The 23124-nt window shown below is 70.7% G+C and carries 21 protein-coding genes; 13 read left to right on the top strand and 8 right to left on the bottom strand.

Annotated features, from left to right (window positions below; all coding sequences use genetic code 11):
* Nucleotides 1-114: 114 nt before the first annotated feature.
* Genes V6R91_RS00955 through V6R91_RS00935 form a run of 5 tightly spaced genes read left to right on the top strand, consistent with a single transcriptional unit; the run spans nucleotide 115 to nucleotide 5567 of the window.
* Nucleotides 115-1098 carry a sugar phosphate isomerase/epimerase family protein gene (locus V6R91_RS00955; RefSeq protein WP_336393724.1) on the top strand — a complete coding sequence of 328 codons (984 nt, stop codon included), beginning with the start codon at nucleotides 115-117 and terminating at the stop codon, nucleotides 1096-1098.
* The gene (locus V6R91_RS00950) at nucleotides 1095-2825 is read left to right on the top strand and encodes a dihydroxyacetone kinase family protein (protein ID WP_336393723.1); all 1731 of its coding nucleotides are present in this window, start codon (nucleotides 1095-1097) and stop codon (nucleotides 2823-2825) included. The genes V6R91_RS00955 and V6R91_RS00950 overlap by 4 nt, the downstream gene beginning before the upstream one ends.
* Nucleotides 2822-3334, top strand: a complete 513-nt coding sequence (locus V6R91_RS00945; protein WP_336393722.1) for a ribose-5-phosphate isomerase — start codon at nucleotides 2822-2824, stop codon at nucleotides 3332-3334. The genes V6R91_RS00950 and V6R91_RS00945 overlap by 4 nt, the downstream gene beginning before the upstream one ends.
* Nucleotides 3331-4299, top strand: a complete 969-nt coding sequence (locus tag V6R91_RS00940; protein WP_336393721.1) for a 3-hydroxyacyl-CoA dehydrogenase family protein — start codon at nucleotides 3331-3333, stop codon at nucleotides 4297-4299. Before V6R91_RS00945 ends, V6R91_RS00940 begins: the two co-directional genes overlap by 4 nt.
* A complete protein-coding gene (locus V6R91_RS00935; RefSeq protein ID WP_336393720.1) occupies nucleotides 4296-5567 on the top strand; it encodes a D-arabinono-1,4-lactone oxidase in 1272 nt (423 codons plus the stop codon). Before V6R91_RS00940 ends, V6R91_RS00935 begins: the two co-directional genes overlap by 4 nt.
* 33 nt (nucleotides 5568-5600) lie before the next feature.
* On the opposite strand, the gene V6R91_RS00930 is transcribed toward V6R91_RS00935, so the two are convergent.
* The 4 genes from V6R91_RS00930 to V6R91_RS00915 form a co-directional block, all read right to left on the bottom strand.
* Entirely contained in the window at nucleotides 5601-7115 is a 1515-nt protein-coding gene (locus V6R91_RS00930; RefSeq protein ID WP_336393719.1) for an alanine/glycine:cation symporter family protein, read from the bottom strand.
* Nucleotides 7116-7195: 80 nt separating this feature from the next.
* The gene (locus V6R91_RS00925) at nucleotides 7196-7897 is read right to left on the bottom strand and encodes a potassium channel family protein (RefSeq protein ID WP_336393718.1); all 702 of its coding nucleotides are present in this window, start codon (nucleotides 7895-7897) and stop codon (nucleotides 7196-7198) included.
* On the bottom strand, nucleotides 7890-9257 hold the full coding sequence (locus tag V6R91_RS00920) for a TrkH family potassium uptake protein (RefSeq protein ID WP_336395012.1): 1368 nt from the start codon (nucleotides 9255-9257) through the stop codon (nucleotides 7890-7892). Before V6R91_RS00920 ends, V6R91_RS00925 begins: the two co-directional genes overlap by 8 nt.
* A 133-nt stretch (nucleotides 9258-9390) precedes the next feature.
* The gene (locus V6R91_RS00915) at nucleotides 9391-10773 is read right to left on the bottom strand and encodes a TrkH family potassium uptake protein (RefSeq protein ID WP_336393717.1); all 1383 of its coding nucleotides are present in this window, start codon (nucleotides 10771-10773) and stop codon (nucleotides 9391-9393) included.
* Between the two features lie 275 nt (nucleotides 10774-11048).
* Between V6R91_RS00915 and V6R91_RS00910 the strand changes: the two genes are divergently transcribed.
* Genes V6R91_RS00910 through V6R91_RS00900 form a run of 3 tightly spaced genes read left to right on the top strand, consistent with a single transcriptional unit; the run spans nucleotide 11049 to nucleotide 13833 of the window.
* Nucleotides 11049-12191, top strand: coding sequence for a Gfo/Idh/MocA family protein (locus tag V6R91_RS00910; protein ID WP_336393716.1), 1143 nt, complete (start codon nucleotides 11049-11051; stop codon nucleotides 12189-12191).
* Nucleotides 12188-13084: a PmoA family protein gene (locus V6R91_RS00905; RefSeq protein WP_336393715.1), complete on the top strand. Its 897-nt coding sequence runs from the start codon at nucleotides 12188-12190 to the stop codon at nucleotides 13082-13084. The genes V6R91_RS00910 and V6R91_RS00905 overlap by 4 nt, the downstream gene beginning before the upstream one ends.
* Entirely contained in the window at nucleotides 13084-13833 is a 750-nt protein-coding gene (locus V6R91_RS00900) for a cupin domain-containing protein (protein WP_336393714.1), read from the top strand. Before V6R91_RS00905 ends, V6R91_RS00900 begins: the two co-directional genes overlap by 1 nt.
* Nucleotides 13834-13869: 36 nt before the next feature.
* Here V6R91_RS00900 and V6R91_RS00895 read toward each other — a convergent pair whose 3' ends face one another.
* On the bottom strand, nucleotides 13870-14910 hold the full coding sequence (locus tag V6R91_RS00895) for a TerC family protein (RefSeq protein WP_336395011.1): 1041 nt from the start codon (nucleotides 14908-14910) through the stop codon (nucleotides 13870-13872).
* A 215-nt stretch (nucleotides 14911-15125) separates the two neighbouring features.
* Nucleotides 15126-15632, bottom strand: coding sequence for a MarR family winged helix-turn-helix transcriptional regulator (locus tag V6R91_RS00890; protein ID WP_336393713.1), 507 nt, complete (start codon nucleotides 15630-15632; stop codon nucleotides 15126-15128).
* 82 nt (nucleotides 15633-15714) lie between these two features.
* Here V6R91_RS00890 and V6R91_RS00885 point away from each other — a divergent pair, with 82 nt between their 5' ends.
* From V6R91_RS00885 to V6R91_RS00865, 5 genes are all read left to right on the top strand, one after another.
* Entirely contained in the window at nucleotides 15715-17859 is a 2145-nt protein-coding gene (locus tag V6R91_RS00885) for an MMPL family transporter (protein WP_336393712.1), read from the top strand.
* A gap of 153 nt (nucleotides 17860-18012) precedes the next feature.
* Entirely contained in the window at nucleotides 18013-18702 is a 690-nt protein-coding gene (locus tag V6R91_RS00880) for an ABC transporter ATP-binding protein (RefSeq protein WP_336393711.1), read from the top strand.
* The gene (locus V6R91_RS00875; RefSeq protein WP_336393710.1) at nucleotides 18699-19997 is read left to right on the top strand and encodes an ABC transporter permease; all 1299 of its coding nucleotides are present in this window, start codon (nucleotides 18699-18701) and stop codon (nucleotides 19995-19997) included. Before V6R91_RS00880 ends, V6R91_RS00875 begins: the two co-directional genes overlap by 4 nt.
* Nucleotides 19998-20014: 17 nt before the next feature.
* Nucleotides 20015-20635, top strand: coding sequence for a TetR/AcrR family transcriptional regulator (locus V6R91_RS00870; RefSeq protein WP_336393709.1), 621 nt, complete (start codon nucleotides 20015-20017; stop codon nucleotides 20633-20635).
* 86 nt (nucleotides 20636-20721) lie between these two features.
* Nucleotides 20722-21108, top strand: a complete 387-nt coding sequence (locus tag V6R91_RS00865; RefSeq protein ID WP_336393708.1) for a PPOX class F420-dependent oxidoreductase — start codon at nucleotides 20722-20724, stop codon at nucleotides 21106-21108.
* Between the two features lie 9 nt (nucleotides 21109-21117).
* On the opposite strand, the gene V6R91_RS00860 is transcribed toward V6R91_RS00865, so the two are convergent.
* Nucleotides 21118-22350, bottom strand: a complete 1233-nt coding sequence (locus V6R91_RS00860; protein ID WP_336393707.1) for a HAMP domain-containing sensor histidine kinase — start codon at nucleotides 22348-22350, stop codon at nucleotides 21118-21120.
* Nucleotides 22343-23056: a response regulator transcription factor gene (locus tag V6R91_RS00855; protein WP_336393706.1), complete on the bottom strand. Its 714-nt coding sequence runs from the start codon at nucleotides 23054-23056 to the stop codon at nucleotides 22343-22345. Before V6R91_RS00855 ends, V6R91_RS00860 begins: the two co-directional genes overlap by 8 nt.
* Nucleotides 23057-23124: the final 68 nt, after the last annotated feature.

Genomic DNA, 23124 nt, shown 5'->3' with positions numbered 1-23124 from the left:
GGCGAGCGAGCTCTGACGGAACCCAGTTCGATGAACCGCTTTGCCATCGCTCGAAGGCACGCTAACGTTGAGAATTGTTGTTGCCTAGAACAAATCGCGAGCCAAGGATGCCTCATGACCGGCCTCACTGCGGAGAACTGGCCGATCGCGGCCGCCGCGCTTCCCTTCCCAGGCACCACCGCTGACGGACGCAGCGTCACCGACGCGGGCGCCGAGGAATGGGCGGTCACCCTGACCGAGATCGCCGATGCCGGGTTCGACCGTGTCGACATCACCGACTCGTGGCTGCGCGTCGGGGACCTGACCGCCGGCGGCCTGCGTGATCTGAAAGACGCGTCCGCGCGCGCGGGCGTCGTGCCGACGTCGATCTCGGCCATCCGGCGCAGCGTCATCGATCGCGCCGACGGCGACGCGAACCTCGCCTACAGCCATCGCACGCTCGACGCCGCCGCCGCGCTCGGAATCGAGACCGTGTCGTTCGGCCTGCACCAGGCGCTGACTCCGCAGCAGCAGGAGGAGCTCTGGTTCTGGACGGTGCAGGGCCACGTCGACGACCCCGCGGACTGGGATCTCGCGGTCAGCCGGCTGAGAGAGCTCGGCAGCCACGCCGCGGAGCTCGGCATCCTGGTCTCCCTCGAGATGTACGAGGACACCTTCCTCGGCACCGCCGACTCGGCGGTGCGCCTGGTGGAGGACATCGGTCTCGACAATGTCGGCCTCAACCCCGACATCGGGAACCTGGTGCGACTGCATCGGCCCATCGAGTCGTGGTGGGAGCTCGTCGAGAAGACGCTGCCCTACGCCAACTTCTGGCACGTCAAGAACTACGCGCGCGACGAGGACACGGCACGCGGGACGTACTTCGCGGTGCCCGCGCCGATGCAGTACGGCCTCATCGACTACCGCCGCGCGTTCCGGTACGCGATCGCGCAAGGCTTCCAGGGCGTGATCTGCGTGGAGAACTACGGTGGCGACGGGCTGAGCGTGTGCGCCGACAACCGCGACTACCTGCGCCGGCACGTGCTCCCCAAGCGCGACGGCTACGTGCGGGGCGAGAGCAGGGTGCGCCAGCCCCGCCACGACGGAGGTGCCTCGTGACCCGCATCGCCAACGACCCGGCCGAGTTCGTTCCGCAGGCCCTCGCCGGTTTCGTCGCCGCGCACGGCGACCTGGTCCGCGCCGTCGACGGCGGCGTCGTCCGCGCCGCTCCTGCACCGCGCGGCTCGGTCGCGCTCGTCGTGGGCGGCGGGTCGGGGCACTACCCCGCCTTCGCCGGCGTCGTCGGAGCCGGGATGGCGGCGGGCGCGGTGTGCGGCAACATCTTCACCTCGCCCTCGGCAGGGCAGGCCTATCGCGTCGCGAAGGCGGCGCACCGCGGCGGCGGCGTGCTCTTCAGCTTCGGCAACTACGCCGGCGACGTGCTGCACTTCGGGGAGGCGCAGGAGCGCCTGCGCGAGCAGGGCATCGACGCGCGCACGGTGCTCTGCACCGACGACATCGCCAGCGCCCCGCAGGACGAGCTGCACAAGCGCCGCGGCATCGCGGGCGACTTCGTCGTGTTCAAGATCGCCGGCGCGGCCGCCGAGCGCGGCGACTCGATCGACGACGTCGAGCGCCTCGCCCGACACGCGAACCACCGCACCCGCACGCTCGGAGTCGCCTTCAGCGGCTGCACGTTCCCGGGCGCCGACGAGCCGCTCTTCACCGTCCCGGACGGCATGATGTCGATCGGTCTCGGCATCCACGGCGAGCCCGGCATCCGCGACGTGCCGCGCGCCACGTCGGAGGACCTCGCCCGCACGCTCGTCGACGCGCTCCTCGCGGACGTCCCCGAGGAGCGCGGCGATCGCGTGGCCGTGATCGTGAACGGCCTCGGCTCGGTGAAGTACGAGGAGCTCTTCGTCCTGTACGGCGACGTCGCCGCCCGGCTCGAGGCGGCGGGCATCACCGTGGTGCAGCCGGAGGTCGGCGAGCTCGTGACGAGCCTCGACATGGCAGGGGCATCCGTCACCCTCTTCTGGCTCGACGACGAGCTCGAGGCGCTGTGGGCCGCGCCCGCGTACACGCCGGCCTACCGCAAGGGCTCAGTCGTGGTCGCCTCCGCTGCCGACGCCGAGGACGAGGACGAGGATGCCGCCGCCGAGACCGCCAGCAGCTCCGATGCCTCCGCGTGGTCCAAGTCCGCCGCCGCGGTCGCCCGGGCCTGCCTCGTGGCCGCACGCGACACGATCCACGAGCACGAGGCCGAGCTCGGCCGCACCGACGCGATCGCCGGGGACGGCGACCACGGCGTCGGCATGCGCACCGGCGTCGACGCGGCATGCGAGGCGGCCGACCCCGACGCGGGCCTTGCGGCGATGCTGGATGCCGCGGGCGAGGCGTGGAGCGAGAAGGCAGGGGGCACCTCCGGCGCGCTGTGGGGCGCGATGCTGCGCGCGATCGGCTCCGCGCTGGACCGCGATGGCGCCGACCCGCGCACGTCCGCCGTCGGCGCAGCGCAAGCGGCGCTGGACGCGGTGACCGCCCGCGGCGGCGCGAGCGTGGGCGACAAGACGATGGTCGACGCCCTCGATCCGTTCGCGCGAGTGCTCGCCGAGCAGATCGACGCCGGCGAGAGCCTGCCCGTCGCGCTTCAGACCGCCGCCCGGGCCGCGACAGACGCCGCCGCGGCCACGTCGGCCCTTCGTCCCGCCCTCGGTCGCGCGCGCCCGCTCGCCGAGAAGAGCCTGGGGCATCCCGACGCCGGCGCGACGTCGCTCGCCCTCATCGCGACGGCGATCGCCGAGGCATCCGCACAAGAGAACCTTCGAGAGGAACAGCGATGAGCGACACCCTCCGCATCGTCGTCGGAAGCGACGATGCCGGTTACGAGTACAAGTCCGCCCTGAAGGCGCTGCTGGAGGCCGACCCCCGGGTCGCCTCGGTCGCCGACGTGGGCGTCGCGGGCGACGAGCACACCGACTACCCGCACGTCGCCGTCGAAGCCGCCCGTCGCGTGGCCGCCGGGGACGCCGACCGTGCCCTGCTCATCTGCGGCACCGGGCTCGGTGTGGCGATCTCGGCCAACAAGGTGCCGGGCATCCGCGCCGTCACCGCGCACGACAGCTACTCGGTGGAGCGCTCGGTGCTCAGCAACGACGCGCAGGTCCTGACGATGGGGCAGCGCGTCATCGGCCTCGAGCTCGCCAAGCGCCTCGTGACGGAGTGGCTCGGCTATCGGTTCGACCCGTCCTCGTCGTCGGCGGCGAAGGTCGCCGCCATCGACTCCTACGACCAGCCCGGCGTCGCCGGAGACACCACCCAGAACCCGCACACCGTGGAGGCCCGCTCATGACCCGTATCGCCGTCGTCGGCAGTGGCTACATGGGTGGCGGGATGGCACAGGTCTTCGCGATGGCCGGCCACGACGTCGTGCTCTCGGACGTCACCGCCGAGATCGCGGCATCCAACCTCGATCGGGTCCGCACCGAGGCCGCGCAGTTCGAGCAGCAGGGTCTCTTCCCGGCAGGAGCCGCCGAGCTGGTCGCGCGCCACATCTCGGCCGCGCAGAGCATCGAGGAGGCCGTCGCCGACGCCGAGTTCATCGAGGAGGCGGTGCCCGAGCGGATCCAGGTCAAGCACGAGACGCTCCGGCGCATCTCGCAGGCGAACGCGCGGGGCGTCATCGGCAGCAACACCTCGACCATCTCGATCACCAAGCTCGCTGAGGCGGTGGCGAACCCGGAGCGGTTCCTCGGCGTGCACTTCTCCAACCCCGCGCCGTTCGTGCCGGGTGTCGAGCTCATCCCTCACCCGTCCACCGCCGAGAGCGCGATCGTCGTCGCCGAAGAGCTGCTGTCGCAGTGCGGCAAGGTCGGCGCGCGCATCAAGGATGCGACCGGCTTCGTGCTGAACCGGCTGCAGTACGCCCTGTTCCACGAGGCGACGCAGCTCGTCGACGAGGGCATCGCGACGCCGGAGGACATCGATGCCATCGTCCGGTCGACCTTCGGGTTCCGGCTGCCTTTCTTCGGTCCGTTCGCCATCGCCGACATGGCGGGTCTGGACGTCTACGCGTTCTGCTACGCCTCGCTGCAGGGTGACTTCCCCGAGCGGTTCGCCACGCCCCCGATCCTCGCCGAGCGGATCGAGCGCGGCGAGCTGGGCACCAAGTCCGGTGCCGGGTTCCGCGAGATCGACCCCGCGCGCATCCCCGAGCTGGTGGCCTACCGCAACCGCGCCTACGCGAAGATGAAGGACCTCCTCGACGAGCTCGGGCCCTCGCCCTTCGAGGCGCCGGCCGATGGGGTGGCGCGATGACGACCGCTCGGCCGGACATGACCCGCAACTGGGCATCGAACGTGGTCTACGGGCCGTCGCGGATCGTCGCACCGCGGTCCGTCGACGAGCTCGCCGAGGTGGTGCGCTCGGCCGACCGCGTGAAGGCCCTCGGCAGTCGCCACTGCTTCAACACGATCGCCGACACCGACGGTGTGCACGTCTTCCTCGGCGACCTCCCCGCCGAGGTGAGCATCGACGCCGAGCGCGGTGTCGTGCGCGCCGCGGCCGGCCTGCGGTACGGCGACATCGCACCGGCGCTTCACCGCGCGGGATGGGCGCTGGCCAACCTCGCGTCCCTGCCGCACATCTCGCTCGCCGGAGCCGTCGCGACCGGAACGCACGGCTCGGGCGACGCCGTCGCCTCCCTTGCGGCGGCCGTCGCGGGCGTCGAGCTCATGACCGCCGACGGCGAGCTGCGCACGTTCCGGCGGGGCGACGCCGACTTCGACGGCGTCGTCGTCTCACTGGGTGCGCTCGGCATCGTGACGGCGCTCGAGCTCGATCTGGTGCCGACGTTCGAGGTCGCGCAGACCGTCTATGAGCGCCTGCCGCTGGATGCTGTGCTCGAGGACCTGGACGCGATCACCGGCCTGGGCTACAGCGTGTCGATGTTCCACACGTGGCGCGATCCCGGCGCCGTCGACCAGTTGTGGGTGAAGCGTCGGGCCGATCAAGCCGGCGCACTCCCTGACGAGATCCTGGGCGCCCCGAAGGCGCCGGGCAAGCGGCATCCGCTCCCCGGCGTATCGGCCGAGAGCTGCACCGAGCAGCTCGGCGCCTCGGGGGAGTGGTACGCCCGGCTGCCGCACTTCAAGCTCGAGTTCACGCCGTCCAACGGCGAGGAGCTGCAGTCCGAGTTCCTCGTGCCCCGGCGCAACGCCGTCGCGGCGATCGCGGCGATGCGCGACCTCGCCGGCCAGGTCGCGCCGCTGCTGCAGGTGTGCGAGCTGCGCACCGTCGCGAGCGACGACCTGTGGCTGTCTCCCGCGTACGAGACCGACGTCCTCGGCATCCACTTCACCTGGCAGCCCGACCAGCCCGGCGTCGAGCGGCTGCTGCCCGTCATCGAGCGTGCCCTGGAGCCCCTGGATGCGCGCCCGCACTGGGGCAAGCTCTTCACGCTCGACGGGGCGGCCGAGCGGATGCCGCGCCTCTATCGCCGCTGGGACGACTTCGCGGCGCTGCGCCGCCGCCTCGACCCGCGAGGCGTGTTCGGCAACGACTTCCTCTCGCGGCTCGGTCTCTGAGGAGCGGGTCGGACGGGGAGGCGGCCGGCACCTTCAGCGCTGGTCGCTCGACTGGTCGTGGTGCAGGTGGTCGCGGTGCTTCTCGGCCTGCCGCGTCTTGGTGACGGTGTCGATCGGACCGGTGACGGTGAGCTCGTCCTCCCAGCACTCGATGCCGGTGACGCCGGGGAGCCTGTCGCGCGTGAAGACCGGGTCGCGGCCCGCGCGCCGCTGACCGGTGTAGTCCTTGAGCAGCTTGAACGCGAGCCCGGACAGCAGGCCGATGGCGATGAGGTTCGTCAGCGCCATGAGGCCCATCACGCCGTCGGCGAAGTTCCACACGAGGTCGGCCCCCACCACGGAACCTGCCAGCACGGCGGCCACCACGAGCACCCGGTAGACGGTGAGCAGGATCGGGTTGGTCGAGATGAACTCGATGTTGGACTCGCCGTAGTAGTAGTTGCCCAGGATCGACGAGAACGCCAGCAGGAAGATGATCACGGTCAGCGCGATGTTCGACCATTCGCCCAGCGTGCCGACGAGCGCCCCCTGCGTGAGCCCGATGCCCTTGGTGGCTCCGGCGAGATCCGGCACCGACACCAGGATGATGAAGGCGGTGATGGAGCACACCAGGAACGTGTCGAAGTAGACCCCGAGGGTCTGGACGAGCCCCTGCTTGACCGGGTGCGTCACCGCGGCGCTCGCGCCGGCGTTGGGGGCGGAGCCGAGCCCGGCCTCGTTGGAGAACATGCCGCGCTTGACGCCGGTGAGGACGATGTACCCGAACGCGGCGCCGACGACCTCGTTGAATCCCCAGGCCGAGGTGAAGATCTCGGCGAAGACCGGGCCGATCCGGTCGACGTGCAGCGCGACCACGACGATGCCCAGCAGCAGGTAGGCGATCGCCATGATGGGCACCAGGAACTGGGTGACCGAGGCGATCCGGCGGACGCCTCCGAACACGACCAGCCCGGTGAGCACCGCGATCCCGAGGCCCACGCCCCACGGCAGCCAGGGGTTGTCGCCCCCGATGCTCGACGTGACCGTCGCCGAGATCGTGTTGGCCTGCAGGGAGCTGAAGGCGAACGGGAAGCAGACGATGAGGATGACCGCGAACCAGACGCCGAGCCAGCGCGCCTTCAGGCCGCGCTGCATGTAGTACGCCGGCCCGCCGCGGAAGCTGTCCTTGTCGCGCACCTTGAACAGCTGCGCGAGCGAGGACTCGATGAAGCTCGACGCCCCGCCGATGAACGCCATCACCCACATCCAGAACACGGCGCCGGGTCCACCGACGGCGATCGCGGTGCCGACCCCGGCGATGTTGCCGACGCCGACCCGTGATGCCGCCGAGATGGTGAAGGCCTGGAACGCCGAGACGGACTGCGGATCGCCGTCGGCGTTGCGGGGCGTCTTGTCGGTGAGGGTGCGGAACATCTCGGGGATGAGCCGGAACTGCACGACGCCGGAGCGGATCGTGAAATAGAGACCCAGGAGAACGACGACCGGGAGGACGACCCACGTCCAGAGGTTGTCACCCCATGTCAGCAACCACGCGTTGACGGCATCCATGCCCGTCAGTATGGCGAACTCCGCGCCGGCCGGGGGAGGCGACGCGCCCGTGCCGCGACCCCGCCGCCATGGCTTCCACGTCAGATGAGCTGAGCGAACGCCTCGGCGTCGCGCGTCTTGCCCACCACGAGGATGGTGTCGCCCGCGCGCAGGACGGTGCGGTTGTCGGCGTTGTCCCAGGGGCTGTCGCCGGCCTGGAACGCGGCGATCGTGACGCCGTGGCTGCGACGGAGCCCCGTCTCACCGAGCGGGACACCCTGGACCGACGAGGGCGCGGGCGCCTTGACCATGGCGTATCCGGGCGCGATCTCGATGAAGTCCAGCGCAGCGCCGCGCACCAGGTGCGCCACGCGGCGGCCCATGTCCTTCTCCGGGTAGATCACCTTGCCCACGCCCAGCTGTTCGAGGATCAGCCCGTGCTGGTCGTCGACGGCCTTCGCCCAGACCGCCGGGATGTTCATGGTGAGCAGGATCGAGCACGTCAGGATCGACGCCGAGATGTCGCCGCCGATCGCGACGACCACGCGATCGAACTCGTCGACGGCCAGCTGCTCCAGCGCCTCGCGCTTGGTCGAGTCGGCGCGCACGACCTGGGTGAGCTGCCCGTTGAGCGACTGCACGAGATCCTCGGAGAGGTCGATGCCCAGGACGTCCGTCCCGCCGGCCATGAGCTCGAGGGCGAGCGCGCTGCCGAACCTCCCCAAGCCGATCACGGCGACGGAGTGGGCCTCGGCGGTCCGGCGCGAACGCGCGGATCCCGAGAACGCGGGGAATCTAGCCAATGGCGGGCCTCTCCTTCGGGTATTCGTACAGGACGCGCCGCTCGCGCAGCGCGATCGCCGATCCGAGCGTGAGGGGCCCCAGCCGGCCGAGGAACATCATCACGATCAGCACGACCTGGGCAGGTTCCGACAGGGTCGGCGTGATGCCCGTCGACAGGCCCACGGTGGCGAACGCGGAGACGGTCTCGAACAGCGCCCGATCGAGGTTCTCGCCCGTCAGCAGCATGAGCGATCCGGTGCCCGCGACGATTGCGGCCACCGCGATCAGGACGACCGTGATCGCCTGCCGGTGCACCGCCCGGGACAGCCGCTTGCCGAAGATGTTCACGGCTCCTTCGCCGCGCAGCTCGGTGAGCATGATGAAGAAGAGCACCGCGAACGTCGTCACCTTGATGCCGCCCGCGGTGCCCGCCGGCCCGCCGCCGATGAACATCAGGATGTCCATGCCGAGCCACGTCTCGTCATGCATCGCGGCGATGTCGACCGAGTTGAAGCCGGCCGTGCGCGTCTGGACCGACTGGAAGAAGCCGGCCAGCACCCGCGCCCACGGATCGAGGCCTCCGAGGGTGCCGGGGTTGTCCCACTCGATGACCGTGATGTACACGGACCCTGCGGCGAGCAGCACCACCGTCGCCCACAGCACGAGCTTGGTGTTCATGGTCCAGTGCAGCGGATGCCGGAACTCCTTGCGCAGCTGCATGATGACCGGGAAGCCGAGCCCGCCGAGGATGATCGCCGCCGCGATGGGGAGGCAGATGAACGGGTCGCCCACGAAGGCCATCAGGCTGTCGCTGTACAGGGCGAAGCCCGCGTTGTTGAACGACGAGACGGCGTGGAACACGCCGTGCCACGCGGCATCGCCGAGGGAGTAGCGGTAGCCCAGCAGGAACCGCAGGAACAGGACGACGAAGAGGGCGGCCTCGGTCGTCAGCGAGATGCCGACGATTCCCCGCACCACGCCGCGCACGTCGTCGAGACCGAGGACCTTCGCCTCGGCGGCCGCATACAGCCGCGATCGCACGGAGATGCGCCGGGCGAGGACGAGCCCGATCAGCGACGCGAAGATCATGATCCCGAGGCCGCCCAGCTGGATCAGCACCAGGATCACCGCCTGGCCGAACGGCGTCCAGAACGTCGGGGTGTCGACGACGACCAGGCCCGTCACGCACACCGCGCTCGTGGCGGTGAAGAGCGCCTCGACGGGGGTCGCCGCGCCGGGGCCGGCCTTGGCGACCGGTGTCAGCAGCAGCGCCGTTCCCGCGAGGATCGTCACGGCGAATCCGCTCGCCACGGCCTGCGCCGGGTGCAGGCGAAGCCGAGAGGCCAGCTCTCGATTGCGCACCCGGCCCGGCCGTCTCATCGCCACCCGCACACGGTACTCGCGCCGCGACCGCCCGCCTGGCCGCCCTCACGGAATCCTCACGACGGCATCCGGAACGCGTACGAACGCCGGGACGGATGCCGCGCGCGAACGTCTCGGCGTCCCCGCGGCGTCAGCCGACGATCGGCCGTTCGGTGGGGAAGGAGAAGAGCATCTTGCGCTGCCTGACGGCCAGCGCTGCGGCCAGGCCGATCGGCCCGATGCGGCCGGCGAGCATCAGGATGGAGAGCACGAGCTTCCCGAACGCGTCGAGCTCCGCTGAGAGCCCGACCGACAGCCCGCACGTGGCGAACCCGGAGATGACCTCGAACAGGATCCGATCCAGCGGCGCATCGTTCGTGAGCGTGATGAGGGCCGTCGCCCCGAGCACCAGCGTGGCGCCGAGGAAGGTCACGCTGATGGCGACTCGGAGCAGGCCGTTCGGGATGGTGCGGTCCGCGACGCTCAGATCCCGCGTTCCGCGGGCCTCGGCCGCGATGGCCAGGAACAGCACGGCGAGAGTCGTCACCTTGATGCCGCCGGCCGTGGATGCCGAACCGCCGCCGACGAACATCAGCGCGTCGCTGAGCAGCAGCGTGGTCGACGTGGACTGCGCCGTGTCGACGATCGCGAACCCGCCCGAGCGCATCATCGTCGAGGCGAACAGGCCGTTGAGCACCTTCTCGCCGACGGTGTAGTCGGCGATCGTCGCCGGGTTGCTCCATTCCGTCGCCGTCCAGGCGGCGGCGCCGACCAGCAGCAGCAGCGACGTGGTGACGAGGGTGAGCTTGGTGTGCAGGTTCCACCGCTTGCGGTTCCATCGCGTGTTGATGAGGTTGAGGAAGATCGGGAATCCGAAGCTGCCGACGAAGACGCCGATCGCGATCGGCGTCAGCACCCAGCCGTCGTTCCGGAACGGGATCAGACCGCCCTCGTGGACGGAGAAGCCGGCGTTGTTGAAGGCGGAGATCGAATAGAACAGGCCGTGCCACAGGCCCCTGCCCCAGCCCTCGGCGACGATGAAGGCGGGGGCGAGCGCGACGAAGAGGGCCCCTTCGATCGACAGGGTCGTCAGCACGACGATCTGCAGCAGGCGCCGCACCTCTCCGAGTTCGGGGGATCCGATGTTCTGCTGGGCGAACACTCTGCCGCCGAGCCCCAGCTGCCGGGTGACAGCGCGCGCCAGCAGGAGCGCGAGGGTCACGATCCCCAGGCCGCCGATCTGGATCGCGACGAGGATCACGATCCACCCGAAGGGCGACCAGTAGGTCGCGGTGTCGACCGTCGTCAGGCCGGTGACGGTGATCGCCGACGTCGCGGTGAAGATCGCGTCCTGCCAGGGTGCCGCCCTGCCGGTCGCCGTCGCGATGGGAAGCCGGAGCAGCAGCGAGAAGACCGCAGCCGCGCTGATGAACACGAGCACGGACGCGCGGGCGGGCGACCGCCTGATGAACCCGCTGAGGACCCGCTGGGCTCGCCGGAGGGGTCTCCGCTCGGAGGCTGTGGTTGAGGTCATCGAGGGTCTCTTCCAGGGACGGCGACGGACTGCCTCGCCGACCCGACTTCCCGGCACACCGGCCAGCACCATACCGCACCGGTCTTTCCTGCCACGATAAGCACCGCGCAGGCGGGCGGCCTCACCTCACCGCCGGGGCGCCTCGCGCGCGGTGACGTGCGCGCCGGCTGGGCCGGCCGTGGGTCGCGTTCTCGACGCCGGGTTTGACGGCGCGCGCGAGGCCGCATACGCTCTGAAGCAACTTAGTGAACGTTCACTGTATTGAGGGAGCAACGATGCCATCCGCCACCACGCCCGAGCGAGGCGCCGCCCCGCTGCGATCGGCCATCATCGGGACGGGCGGCATCGCGCACGCGCACGCCGGCGCCATCGCGGGTCTGGCCCCGCGCATCGAGGTCGTCGCCGTCGCGGACGTCGACCGCGACCGCGCCGGGGCCTTCGCGCTGCAGCACAGCCCGCGGGCCTCGGTGTACGCATCGGCCGACGAGCTGCTCGCCGCGGAGACGCTCGACCTGGTCCATGTGTGCACTCCGCCGCAGACGCACGTGCCGCTCGCCATCGCGGCGATGCGGGCCGGGGTCCCGGTGCTCGTCGAGAAGCCGACGGCGCTGAGCCTGGCCGAGGCCGATGAGCTGGCCGCGGTGTCCGCGGAGACGGGCGTGCCCGTTCTCACGGTGTACCAGCACCGCTTCGGCCCGGCGGCGCAGCGGCTGCTCCGTCTGTTCGCGGAGGGTGCGCTCGGTCGCGCGATGGTCGCGACCTGCGAGACGCAGTGGTACCGCGGCCCGGAGTACTTCGACCTCCCCTGGCGTGGGCGGTGGCACGTCGAGGGCGGCGGGCCCACCATGGGTCACGGCATCCACCAGTTCGATCTGCTGCTCGCGGTGCTGGGTCCCTGGTCCCGCGTGTCGGCGTTCGCCGCTCGGCAGAAGCTGCCGACCGACACGGAGGACGTCTCGGTCGCCGTCGCGGAGTTCGACAACGGCGCCCTCGCGACGATCGTCAACTCCATCGTCTCGCCGCGCGAGAGCTCGCGCCTGCGCTTCGACTTCGACTGCGCGACCGTCGAGGTCGAGCACCTCTACGGCTACGCCGACGGCGACTGGACCTTCACGCCGGCACGCGGACACGAAGAGCTCGCGTCGCTGTGGCACTCGTCGGACAGCCCGGAGACGACCAGCCATCGCAGCCAGATCGAGGCGATCGTGACAGCACTCGAAGAGGGGCGGGACCCGGGCGTGGGCATCGCCGACGCCCGGCGCACGCTCGAGTTCGCCGCCGCGACGTACGCGTCGGCGTTCCGCGGAGTTCCGATCCGTGCGGGTCAGATCACGCCGGACGACCCGTTCGCGACGGCGATGGACGGCGGCGCGGTGCCCTGGGCGCCCGTCAAGGAGCCGATCGGGGCGGGCGCGTGAGCATCCGCATCGACGATGACGGCGTCGGCGCGTTGAGCATCCGGGACGGCGATGTCGAGCTCGTCCGGTATACGTACGTCCCCGACACCGTCCAGTTCGAGTCGCCGAAGCCGTACCTTCACCCGATCCGCACGCGGGCCGGGCGACTGGTCAGCCTGTTCCGCCCCTGGGATCACGTCTGGCACAAGGGCATCGCATGGTCGCTGCCCGTCGTCGGCGACGAGAACTTCTGGGGCGGCGTCACGTACGTCAACGGCCAGGGGTACGTGCAGCTGCCCAACAACGGGGCGCAGGTACACCAGGGCGGCGGAGCGTCGACGGACGGAACGAGTGCCTCGTACGCCCACGACCTGCAATGGATCGCCGAGGACGGCAGGCGGCTGTTCGCCGAGCAGCGGCAGCTCGGCGCGCATATCCTCGACGACACCGCCTGGGCGCTCACCTTCGACACCGCGCTGACGAACGTCTCGGACGAGAGCATCCCCATCGGGTCCCCGACCACGCGCGGCCGGGAGAACGCCGGATACGGCGGCCTGTTCTGGCGCGGCCCCCGCTCCTTCACCGACGGGCTGGTCGTCACCGAGGGCGCGCGCGGCACCGGAGACGACCTCCGCGGACAGCGTCACGCGTGGATGGGCTACGTCGGCCGCCACGACGACATCGACGAGCAGTCCCTCGTCGTCATGGTCGACGACCCCCGGAATCCGCAGCATCCGCCGCAGTGGTTCGTGCGATCCGAGCCGTTCGCGTGTCTGAACCCCGCACCGTTCTTCAGCGAGGAGCTGGTCGTGGCGCCGGGCGAGACCGTCCGGTTCCGCTACGCGGTGGCCATCGCGGATGCCGGAGCCGACGCCGCCCCGGCGCTCGCCGCAGCCGCGGGGACAGTGCTCTGATGGCAGGCTTCCCCGGCGGGGTCGCGCTCAGCGAGCTCGCCGTGTACGACTGGGAAGCGGCCGACGGGTGCGCGGGCGGGACCCCCCACCTGCACACGGCATCGAGCGAGGGCTACGTGGTCGTCGCGGGCGCAGGGGCGGTCCAGACGCTGTCGTCCGTGGGCCGCGAGGAGCACCCGCTCGCTCCGGGCGACATCGTCTCGTTCACCCCCGGCACCGTGCACCGGCTGATCAACGGCGGAGACCTGCGTCTGCTCGTCGTCATGTCGAACGCCGGACTCCCCGAGGCCGGCGACGCCGTCATGACGTTCCCCGACGACGTCCTCGCCGACCCTGAGGCGTACGCGCGCGCCGCCGCGCTCCCTGCGGGCGGCTCGGACGACGAGCGGGCCGCAGCGGCCCGCGCGCGCCGGGATCTCGCGCTCGAGGGGTACGCGTCGCTCTGCGCCGCGATCGACGACGAGGGGCCATCGGCGCTCGAGCGCTTCCACCGCCGGGCTGCGGCGCTCGTGCAACCCCGCGTCGCGCGGTGGCGCACCATCTGGCAGCAGACCGTCGCGGCGGAGACGGATGCCACGCGCGCTCAGTTGGACGCACTCGAAGCGGGGCGGCGCGGAGCGCTCGGCGAGGCCGCGGTGACCAGGGCCACGCCACGCGACGCCCGCGGCTTCGGGATGTGCGGGCGCCTCACCACGTGGCAGTGGCCGACGCAGGCGATCGAGGACGGCGGGGTCGAGCGGCGAGCGTGATGCCGGCCCCGCCGGGCGTCGCTCAGTGCCGGCGGGTCACGAGGTCTCCCTCTCGCGGTCGGCAGCCATCTCGTCGTCCGCGGCCGGCGTGGTCAGAGGGCGTGCCGGCGCGTCGCGGTCGCCGCGGGTCTTGATGAGGCTCGCCGCCGTCGCCACCGCGATGGTGCCGGCGATGAACAGCAGCGAGAACCAGATGGGGATCTCGGGGGCCCACAGCATCGGCTCGCCGCCGTTGATGAACGGGAGCTCGTTGACGTGCATCGCGTGCAGCACCAGCTTGACGCCGATGAAGGCGAGGATCACGGCGAGACCCTGCGCGAGGTAGACGAGGCGCTCCAGCAGGCCGCCGATCAGGAAGTAGAGCTGGCGGAGCCCCATCAGCGCGAACGCGTTCGCGGTGAAGACGATGTAGGCCTCCTCTGTCAGCCCGTAGATCGCGGGGATCGAGTCGACGGCGAAGACGAGGTCGACGAAGCCGATCGCGATGATCACGAGGAGCATCGGGGTGACGAAGCGCCGACCGTCCTTGACGACGGTGAGCCGATCCGCGTTGTACTCGTCGCTGACCGGCAGGTGGCGGCGCACGAACGACATGAAGCGACCCTGCGAGGGGTCCGCCTCGCCGTGCGCGAAGGCCTGACGGTACGCCAGGAACAGCAGCAGCGCGCCGAACAGGTAGAAGATCCACGAGAAGTTCTCGATGAGCGCGGCACCGACCGCGATGAACACGCCCCGCAGGACGAGAGCGATGACGATCCCGATCATCAGCACCTTCTGCTGATAGATCTTCGGCACCGCGAAGCCGGTCATCACGATGAGGAAGACGAAGAGGTTGTCGACCGAGAGCGCCTTCTCGGTGAGGTAGCCGGCGAAGTACTCGCCGCCGTACGTCCAGCCCGACATGACGCCGATGCCGACGCCGAAGAGCAGCGCGAGTCCGATGTAGAACGCCGACCAGCGGGCCGACTCGCCGATCGACGGCTCGTGGGGTCTGCGGACGTGGGCGAAGAACTCGTAGACGAAGAACGCGATCGTGACCGCGATCGTGATGAACCAGACGAGCGGGGTGATGTTCACAGGGATCTCCAGACCTGGCGTGATGGATGACGCCAAGGTCTTCTCCATCCCCTGATCGAGGACCGGTGACCCGGGATGCACCCTGCATCCGTAGTGACGAGTCGACCGCGCCGGAGTACTCCCCTTGCTGTCGGCAGATTACTGGGCCACGCCGATGTCTTCCTGAGAACCGGCCGAGAGGCGGCGCCATCGTCGGCCGCGCGCGAGCGGCGCGCTCACGAGCGGGCCGGCTCGACGTGGGAGCGGTAGACCTCGACGACCCGGGAGAGGTACGCCGTGATGATCGCCTGCTCCTGGGCGCTGAAGTCGTCGAGCACGGCGTCGACGTCGAGGATCATCGGCATGAGCACCGAAAGGGCGCTCTCGCGCGAGGTCTCCGTCGGCACCACCAGCACCCCGCGGCGATCGCTGGGATGGGGCTCGCGGGTGACATGGCCGAGTCCTACGAGCCGGTCCACGAGTGCCGTCGTCGACGCCGTCGTGATGCCGAGCCGGCGCGCGAGTTCACTCGGCCCGAGCGGCCCCGAGGCGATCAGGTGCTCCATGGCCTCGAGGTCGGTGGGGTTCACCGTCAGGTGCGTCCGCAGCCGCCGCTCGAACAGGTCGCTCACGGTGATGAGGTCGCGCAGCAGGCCGGTCGCCGGGCGCACGGGCGGGCCGCCCGCGTCAGCCTCGCGGGGGCGGCGGGAGGCGTCCGTGTTGCCAGCGACGACGGCATCCATGCGTCGATGATAACCCGAACTTGCGCAGTCTGACTTATATCTAGATAATCTAGACATTAGTTCTGCTAGGGAAAGGGCGGCCATGAACGGCTTCCTCCGTTTCGTCACCTCCGCGAAGACGTCGTGGATCGTGCTGGTGCTCGCCGGCCTCATCGCGGGCGGGTTCTTCGCCCTCGGCAGTGGGGCGGAATCGGAGACGGCGCCCACCGTGGGGCTGCCCGACTCGGCGGAGTCCGTGCAGGTGGACGAGCTGCTCGAGGAGTTCCCGAGTGCGGACACCACGTCGGCGCTTCTGGTGTTCGCCGCCGACGACGGAGACCTGTCGTCCGACGAGGTCGCGCTGATCGGCGAGAAGGCGGCGGGGGAGCTCGCCGACTTCACGCCGGACGGCTTCGTTCCGCCCGCCCAGATCTCGGAAGACGGCACGGTCGCTCTTCTCGTCGTCCCGCTCGACCCCGAGTCCGACGTCGAGCGCCAAGCCGAGCGGGCCGCGGAGATCCGCGAAGCGGCCGCGGCCGATCTCGAGGACGTGCGTGTCTACCTGACCGGCCCGGAGGGCTTCGAGGTCGATGTGGCCGCAGTCTTCGCGGGAGCCGACTTCACCCTTCTCCTCACCACCGTCATCGTCGTCGCGGTGCTCCTCATCGTGACGTACCGGAGCCCCTGGCTCTGGATCGTGCCGCTCGTCGTCATCGGTCTCGCTGACGCGGTGGCGGGAATCGTCGCCAACCGGGTGGCCGCCGCCGCCGGAATCGCGCTGGACGCGTCGATCACCGGCATCCTGTCGGTCCTCGTCTTCGGTGCGGGCACCAATTACGCGCTCCTCCTGATCGCTCGATACCGCGACGAGCTGCGGCTCAGCCCCGATCGCCGTGAGGCGATGCGCCGCGCCATGCGCGGCGCCGGCCCCGCGATCATCGCGAGCGGCTCGACCGTCGCCCTCGCGCTGGCGACACTGCTCCTGGCGGAGATCGCCGGCAACCGGGCGTTGGGGCTCGCCTGCGCGGTGGGCATCCTCGTGGCCATGGCCTTCGCGCTCATCGTGCTGCCGGCAGCCCTCGTGCTGTTCGGCCGGGGCCTGTTCTGGCCCTACGTCCCCCGGTTCGGCTCGCGCGACGCCATCGCCCGCAGCCCGTGGGGGAAGCTCGGCCGTGCGGTGTCGCGGCGCCCGGTCGTCGTCGCGATGTCCGGCTTCGGCGTGCTGGCAGCGCTCGCGAGCGGGCTCTTCTTCGTCGAAGTCGGCCTGTCGCAGAGCGACCGGTTCCTCCGCGAGCCGGAGGCCGTGCAGGGGCAGGAGGTGCTCGCCGATGCGTTCTCGGCCGGCACGAGCTCGCCGGCGGTCGTCGTCCTTCCGAGCGAGGATGCCGAGCAGGTCGTGGCGACGCTGTCCGACCTCGACGGCGTCGACGGTGCGACGGTGACCGAGGAGAGCGGCGATCTCGCCCGGATCGATGTCGTGCTGTCGGATGCCGCCGAGACGCCGGAATCCTTCGCGACGATCGAACGGATGCGCACCGCACTCGCCGACGCCGGTTCGAGCGACGCGCTGGTCGGTGGCCTCGACGCGAGATCCCTCGATGTCGCGCAGGCGCAGGCGCGTGACCAGGCGCTGCTCATCCCGCTCATCCTCGTGGTCGTGCTCGTCGTGCTCATCATCCTGCTGCGTGCGCTCGTGGCCCCGATCCTGCTGCTGCTCGCGGTGGTGGCGAGCTACTTCTCCGCCGTGGGGGCCAGCTGGTGGCTCTTCCAATCGCCGCTCTTCGGGTTCCCGGCCATCGACACCAATGTGCTGCTGTTCAGCTTCCTGTTCCTCGTCGCGCTCGGCGTCGACTACAGCATCTTCCTGGTGACGCGTGCCCAGGAGGAGTCGCGCGTGCTGGGCACGACGCAGGGCATGATCCGGGCGCTCGCCGCCACCGGCGCCGTCATCACGAGCGCGGGCATCCTTCTCGCGGCGGTGTTCGCGGTCTTGGGCGTGCTGCCCCTGATCACCCTCACCCAGATCGGCGTCATCGTGTGCATCGGCGTCCTCATCGACACGCTGCTCGTGCGCACCGTGATCGTGCCGGCCATGGCGTTCATCACCCGCGATCGGTTCTGGTGGCCGCGGCGTCCGGTCGTGTCCGACGCGGACGCGCGCGCGGCGGGCCTGGACGCTCTCGCAGGGCGTGCCGGCGAGCACGCCGGTGACGAGAGCGTCGAGGCCCCGGTGGCGGCTGTGCGCTGACTCCGCAGGCCGGATCGGCCTCTCTCGGCCTACATGCAGTTACTGCGGTATAAAGTGCAGTCACTGTAAGTTTCTGAGAGAGGGACCATGATGACACCCCAAGCGGACGATGGGCGAGCCGCAAGCGGCTCGCCCGTTCTGGAGGCACGCGCTGTGACGCGCACCTACGGACGCGGCGAGAGCGCGTTTCACGCGCTGCGCGGCGTCGACCTCGCCGTGAAACGCGGCGAATCGCTGGCGATCGTCGGCAAGTCCGGGTCGGGCAAGTCGACCCTGATGCACCTGCTCGCGCTCCTCGACAGGCCCACCTCCGGCCAGGTGATCGTCGAGGGGACGGATGCCGCCACCCTCCGCGCTCGCGACCTCAACGCCCTCCGCAACTCCACCTTCGGCTTCGTCTTCCAGCAGTTCTTCCTCGCCGCCGGGCAGTCGGTGTTCGAAAACGTCAGCCTCCCCCTGGTGATCGCCGGAGCGCCGGCCAAGGAGCGGCGGCGCCGGACCATGGCCGCGCTCGACGCTCTGGGGATCGCCGACAAGGCCGCCAACCGTGCGACGGACCTCTCCGGGGGTCAGAAGCAGCGAGTCGTGATCGCCCGCGCCCTCGTGGGCGAGCCGTCGGTGATCTTCGCCGATGAGCCGACCGGAAACCTCGACTCCGCAACGGGCGCACAGGTCGAGGAGATCCTCTTCGGGCTGCAGCGCGAACGCGGGATCACCCTCGTCGTCGTCACCCACGACCGCGAACTCGCCGATCGCTGCGGGAGGGCGGTCGCCATCGCCGACGGGCTGATCTCGACGGATGCCGCGACCACGGCCGCAGCGCTCACGGAGGTGTCGCGATGAGGACGAGCGATCTGGTGCGCACGGCGGCCCGCAACGCTTTCCGCAGCCGGCTGCGCACCACCCTCACGGTGCTGAGCCTGTTCGTCGGCGCCTTCACGCTGACCCTCACGACCGCGCTCGGTGCGGGCGTCAACGACTACGTGGAGCGGCAGGTCTCGACCCTGAGCACGGGAGACGTCCTGCTCGTCAGTCCCGCCGCGACGACCGAGACCTCCGACGGCCCTGACGAGTTCGATCCGGACGGGCGTCAGCAGGCCGCCGCGGCCAATCCGCTGGCCGGCGGTACGCTGCTGAACGAGGAGGATGTCCAAGCGATCGCCGGGATGGACGGCGTCCGCTCGGTCGAGGCCGTCAGCCAGGTCCAGATCGATTGGGTCCAGGCCACCGCCGACGACGCGACCAGGTTCGAGATGGACATCAACCCGACGTCGTCGATCGGGCGGAGCGACCTCGTCGCCGGCGCCCAGCTCGACCAGGAATCGGCCGGGTACGAGCTGGTGATCCCCGAGGAGTACGTCGCCGCACTGGGATTCGCCGACGCCGACTCGGCCGTCGACGCGCGTGTGATGCTCGGCTTCAGCGACGCCGGACTGGCCGAGCGGCAGGTCGAGGCCTCGATCGTGGGGGTGGCGCGGACGAGCCTGTTCGCGTCGGGCGCCGGCGCCAACGCCGCGCTCGTGGAGGAGGTCGCCGCCGCTCAGGCGATACCCGGGCAGCCTCGCGCGTGGCCGCTCGCGGTCGCCTACCTCGAAGGCTCCGGCGACGACGGAGCGGTGACTGCCGATGACATCGGCGCGGTCAAGGCCGAGCTGGCCGACGCGGATCTCGCAGGCCAGACCGTCGAGGACCAGCTCGGGGTCGTCCAGACCATCATCAACGGCATCATCGGCGTCCTCAGCGCCTTCGCGGTGGTCGCCCTCATCGCGGCGTCTTTCGGGATCGTGAACACGCTCCTGATGAGCGTGCAGGAGCGCACGCGCGAGATCGGACTCATGAAGGCGATGGGGATGTCGAACGGTCGCGTGTTCGGGCTGTTCAGTCTCGAAGCGGTGGTGATCGGGTTCCTGGGCTCGGCGCTGGGCGCGCTCGCCGCAGTCGCCGTCGGATCCGCGCTCGCCGGCTCCCTGTCGCAGACGGTCCTGGCCGACCTCCCGGGCCTGCGGATCCTCCTGTTCGAACCGGCGGGCGTCGCCGTGGTGATCGTCGTGATCATGGCGATCGCCTTCGTCTCCGGCGTGCTGCCGGCACGCCGCGCGGCCCGCCAGGACCCGATCGAGTCGCTACGGTACGAGTGAGCCGAGGAGCGCAGATCATGTCCACGTCACCGAGTCCACGTCGTCGCGACGCCGTTGCGAAGGCCGCGGCCATCGAAGCCGCGGCGGTCGACCTCGTGCTCGAGCACGGGTACGAGGCGGTGACGGTGGACATGATCTGCGCTCGCGCGGGCGTGAGCCAGCGCACGTTCTTCAACCACTTCAAGACGAAGGACATGGCTCTGATCGGCCCCGGTGCGCCGACCGTGGACGAGCGCGCTGCGCGCGCCTTCATCGTGTCCACCGGCCCGCTGCTGCGCGAGGCGACGCAGCTCATCCGGATCGATGCGGGTGCGATGGCGAGCGACCCAGGGCTCCTCGCCCGCCGGATCCGCGCGGTGGGTACCAACCCCATCCTGATGGCCCGTCAGATGGAGCGTCTCGCGTCGATCGAGCACGAGCTGCGCGAGATCATCCAGCTGCGACTGCAGACCCAGTACCCCGATGAGGCTCCCGACGACTTGGCCGATCAGGCCGACATCATCACCCACCTCCTCGCCGGGGTCATGCGCTACATCGGCCAGTCGTGGGCGCGTGATGTGGAGCGCGGTGCGGCACCCGCGATCGACCCGACCGCCATCGGCCACGCGCTCGATCGCGCCGTGCGCAAGCTCGGCTGACCGACGCCTGGCCGCATCATGGCGTGACGGTCGTCCCAGTCGTTCTCCGCACCGACCGGGGCGTCCGCCCCCGGTATGTTGGGGCGGTGCGGGAACTGTCGTCGGCCGGATTCGAGTTCGTGCGCGAGCGCCACCTGGCCACGCTGTCGACGATGGCGCCGTGGGGCGGCATCCATTCGGTCCCCGTCGGGTTCACACTCCACGACGGGATCCTCCGCGTCATCACGTCGCGCGACTCCCAGAAGGTGCGCAACGTGCTTCGGGACGGGACGGCGACCATCAGCCAGGTCGACGGGGCGCGGTGGCTCAGCTTCCCCGGCACCGCGACCGTCCACGACGATCCCGAGGAAGTCGCGCTCGCGGTCTCGCTCTACGCCGAGCGGTATCGGCAGCCGCGCGTGAACCCGAAGCGGGTGGCGATCCAGCTGCGGCCCACGCGGATCCTCGGCAGCAGCGGGCTGCGCCGGGACTAGGGCCGGGCGTCACTCCGGCCGCTTCTGCGGCAGGATCAGCGAGAAGCGCGTCGTGGGCGACGAATCCAGCAGCAGATGCCCGCCCAGGGCCTCTGCCAGTTCGGCCGACAGGGCCAGCCCGATCCCTTCGCCGCCTCCGGTGCTCTTGCCGGGGGTGCGCTGGAAGATGGCGTTGCCGGCGGGACGCGGCCCTTCGTCGCCGACGCTCACCGTCACGTAGCCGTTCGCGCGGGCCGCCGACACGCTGACCCTGCCCCGGCCGTGCTGCAGCGCGTTGTGCACGAGGACGTCGAGGATCTGCGCCGTGGGCGCCGGCGCGTCCACGGTGGTCACGTGCGTCGCGTCGACGCGGATCTGACGGCTCTTCGCCGCCGCCTGCGATCGCCACCGATCGCCCGCCTGCGTGAGCATCGGGGCCAGCGGCGTCCACGCGTCCGCACCCGGCGTGCCGCCTCGGGCCATCTCGAGCAGCTCGGCGATCGCCTCTGAGAGACGGTCGATCTCCCGCAGCGCGTGCTCCAGCTGCTCGCGCACCGGTGGTGGAGTCTCGGGCCACAGCGACAGGTCCTCCAGCTCGAGCCGCAGCGCCGTGATGGGGGTGCGGAGCTGGTGCGAGGCGTTCGCGGCGAACTCGTGCTCGCGCCGGATGCGCTGCTCGAGCGTGGACGCGCTGGTGCGCAGCGCCTGGTCGATCGCCCGGGCTTCGGGGATGCGCAGGTCCTCGGGCGCGCGCTCGAGCGTCCCCTCGCCGAGGTCGCGCGCGACGGCGGCCAGCCGGGTGAACGGCTGCGAGAGGCGACGCGCGAGCAGCACGGCCGCGACGGCCGAGACCGCCATGAGCGCCACGCCCAGGATCACCACGGGCATCACCGCTTCCTGCACCCGCCCCGAGATGACGTCGTCGGACCGGCCGAACTCCACCATTCCGCCCCCCTCGACCTCGGCGGTCGAGACGATGTCGTCCGGTCGGGGGTTCACGCCCGCCTGCACGCGCTCGCCGTCTGCGTCGACATAGACGATGTGCTCGCCCTCGATGAGCAGGGGCTCGAGGAACTCCGCGGTCACCTCGGCCTCCGCCTCGCGCTCGGCCATCAGCACCGCGAGGAAATCGGCGAGACGCACGACCCGCCGCTCCTCGCTGGTCTGGATCAGGTCGGCGACGATGTACGCGCGCGGGATGCCGTACAGCGCGATGATCCCCACCGCGAGGGCCACGAAGGCGAAGACGAGGCGTTCACGCATCCGCCGCCCCGTCGTCGAGGCGGAATCCCACGCCCCGGATCGTGGTGACGCGCACATCCGCGCCGGACTCCTCCAGCTTCTGGCGGAGCCGGGCGATCGTCACATCGAGCGTCTTGGTGGAACCGAACCAGTTCTCGTCCCACACCTCGTCCATGAGGCGTTCCCGCGTCACGACGGCGCCGCGGTTGCGGTCGAGCTGCTCGAGCAGATCGAACTCCTTGGTGCTCAGCGAGATCTCGCGATCACCGGCGAAGACCCGGCGCGCGTCGGCGTCGACGGTGAGTCCGGCCCCGGATGCCGCGACCGCGGTGGTGTCCGCCGTCCCGGCGGCCAGCAGCCCCGCGCTGCGTCGCAGCAGCGCCCGCAGCCGCGCGAGGAGCTCCGCGAGCGCGAACGGTTTGGCGATGTAGTCGTCGGCGCCGACGTCGAGACCGACCACCCGGTCGAGCTCCCCGTCGCGCGCGGTGAGGATGATGATGCCGCCGGCGAAGCCCTCCTCGCGCAGTCGTCGGCAGACGTCGAGGCCGTCCATGTCGGGGAGGCCGAGATCGAGCACCACCAGGGAGAAGCCGTCGCCGATGACCCGGCTGACCGCCGTGCCGCCCTCGGCCACCCGCTCGACCTCGTAGCCCTCTCGGGTCAGCGTGCGCACGAGCGGCACCGCGATGCCGTCGTCGTCCTCCACGACCAGGATGCGCTGCCCCACGACGTCGATGCTATCCAGGCTGTCGTCTCGGGCTGCGTCAGCCCCGCCTGGGGTGTCGCCCTGCTGTC

This window comes from Microbacterium sp. CCNWLW41 (assembly GCF_037083505.1).
This window is presented reverse-complemented; position numbering and strand designations above follow the sequence as displayed.

Excerpts from the sequence above, each read along its gene's own strand:
- V6R91_RS00955 (WP_336393724.1), top strand. The coding sequence starts at position 115 with ATGACCGGCCTCACTGCGGAGAACTGGCCGATCGCGGCCGCCGCGCTT.
- V6R91_RS00945 (WP_336393722.1), top strand. The coding sequence starts at position 2,822 with ATGAGCGACACCCTCCGCATCGTCGTCGGAAGCGACGATGCCGGTTAC.
- V6R91_RS00940 (WP_336393721.1), top strand. The coding sequence starts at position 3,331 with ATGACCCGTATCGCCGTCGTCGGCAGTGGCTACATGGGTGGCGGGATG.
- V6R91_RS00935 (WP_336393720.1), top strand. The coding sequence starts at position 4,296 with ATGACGACCGCTCGGCCGGACATGACCCGCAACTGGGCATCGAACGTG.
- V6R91_RS00930 (WP_336393719.1), bottom strand. The coding sequence starts at position 7,115 with ATGGATGCCGTCAACGCGTGGTTGCTGACATGGGGTGACAACCTCTGG.
- V6R91_RS00920 (WP_336395012.1), bottom strand. The coding sequence starts at position 9,257 with ATGAGACGGCCGGGCCGGGTGCGCAATCGAGAGCTGGCCTCTCGGCTT.
- V6R91_RS00915 (WP_336393717.1), bottom strand. The coding sequence starts at position 10,773 with ATGACCTCAACCACAGCCTCCGAGCGGAGACCCCTCCGGCGAGCCCAG.
- V6R91_RS00910 (WP_336393716.1), top strand. The coding sequence starts at position 11,049 with ATGCCATCCGCCACCACGCCCGAGCGAGGCGCCGCCCCGCTGCGATCG.
- V6R91_RS00900 (WP_336393714.1), top strand. The coding sequence starts at position 13,084 with ATGGCAGGCTTCCCCGGCGGGGTCGCGCTCAGCGAGCTCGCCGTGTAC.
- V6R91_RS00890 (WP_336393713.1), bottom strand. The coding sequence starts at position 15,632 with ATGGATGCCGTCGTCGCTGGCAACACGGACGCCTCCCGCCGCCCCCGC.
- V6R91_RS00885 (WP_336393712.1), top strand. The coding sequence starts at position 15,715 with ATGAACGGCTTCCTCCGTTTCGTCACCTCCGCGAAGACGTCGTGGATC.
- V6R91_RS00875 (WP_336393710.1), top strand. The coding sequence starts at position 18,699 with ATGAGGACGAGCGATCTGGTGCGCACGGCGGCCCGCAACGCTTTCCGC.
- V6R91_RS00870 (WP_336393709.1), top strand. The coding sequence starts at position 20,015 with ATGTCCACGTCACCGAGTCCACGTCGTCGCGACGCCGTTGCGAAGGCC.
- V6R91_RS00860 (WP_336393707.1), bottom strand. The coding sequence starts at position 22,350 with ATGCGTGAACGCCTCGTCTTCGCCTTCGTGGCCCTCGCGGTGGGGATC.